This window comes from Methanobrevibacter thaueri (assembly GCF_003111625.1).
GTDB classification, from domain to species: Archaea; Methanobacteriota; Methanobacteria; order Methanobacteriales; family Methanobacteriaceae; genus Methanocatella; species Methanocatella thaueri.
This window is the reverse complement of the sequence record NZ_MZGS01000033.1, coordinates 1-1,381: the sequence shown is the minus strand read 5'-3', so window position 1 is coordinate 1,381 and position 1,381 is coordinate 1. Positions and strand designations below refer to the sequence as shown.

Genomic DNA, 1,381 nt, shown 5'->3' with positions numbered 1-1,381 from the left:
GAGTCTGTAAAATTTTATAGGCTTATTTGATTTTAAATTTTTTACAGTTGAAATTTCACTTCGGTGAAAATTCGTTCTAATTTTTCTTTAATTTTGTTTTTAATGGTTAAAAAATAGTAAATTACTTAAATAAGTGAGGACAAATAATATTTTATGACCAAACAAAACATAAATGCCCTCAATACTAATATAGACTTTATACAACTTAAACTTTTTGATTTTTCTGACGAAAAAATAGATCAAGAAAAAATCATTTCAGAAAGACTTAATAAAACACCTAATTTTGAAAATACTAATCAAAAACTATTTTTAGATGAAAACAACACTTTTAAATATGATAATCCAATTTGTCCTGATTGTGGTGCTCATAAAATAATTAAAAAAGGCACAATAACTAAAAATAAACAGAATATCAATGGAAAAACTACAGAATTCAAAGAACAGCAGTATCAGTGCAAGAAATGTGGAAAAAAATTCGGAATAAAAAATAATCCATTAATTGGAGAACATAAACAATTTTTACAAGAAATTATGGATAAAATTCCAGGAATAATGGAAATTGGATATCAATCACTTCGTAAAATAAGTAAATACTTTGAAATATTCCTTGGAATCAAGATATCTCACCAAACAATCAAGAATTGGTCAAACAAAAATCATGAAGAAACAATCAATAATGAAGAATTTGAATATTCTGGTTACTATTTATATGATGAGCAATTTTTAAGGCTTAATGGAGTTAGACATTATCGATTGACTTTATTTGATGCTGTACTTAATGTTCCAGTCTCAGAAAGAATTGTGCGTCGCAGAATACCGAAAAATACCAAGAAATTTATCTTAGATTCTACGAAAGATAAACCATTTATTTGTTTAACAACTGATTTATTTCCAATGTATCGTAATGTGGCCGATGAAATAGGAGTTAATCATCAATTATGCACATTTCATTTGTTCCAAACGATACATCACAAATTAAAAGTGTACTGCAGAAGAAACAAGATTAATGGAAAAGAAAGAGACTATATCTATGAAAATGCACAGGAATTAAAAAATTGTTTTAGACAAAACTCAACAAAAGAAGCAATAGAACATTTTAAACAATATTTACAAAATTATAGGGCCATACCAGTAGTATTAAAAGATTTTATAAGAAAACACATCATCAATCACTTCCACAGATATGTACAACACTTGGATGATGAAAATATCGAGAAAACATCCAACAAAGTTGAAAATTACTACAGACAAACCAATCCAGAAATAATAAAGAAATTATACAAGACTAAAACTGGAATTCTAACATTTTTAGACTATCAAATGAAAAATTGGACTGAAAAACACTTGAAAATTAAATAAGCCTATAAAATTTTACAGACTC

The 1,381-nt window shown here is 26.4% G+C and carries 1 protein-coding gene; it reads left to right on the top strand.

What is annotated here, in order from left to right; translation table 11 throughout:
* Positions 1-153 precede the first annotated feature (153 nt).
* Complete coding sequence (locus MBBTH_RS10735; protein ID WP_116593036.1) at positions 154-1,359, top strand: transposase; 1,206 nt, start codon at positions 154-156, stop codon at positions 1,357-1,359.
* Positions 1,360-1,381 lie beyond the last annotated feature (22 nt).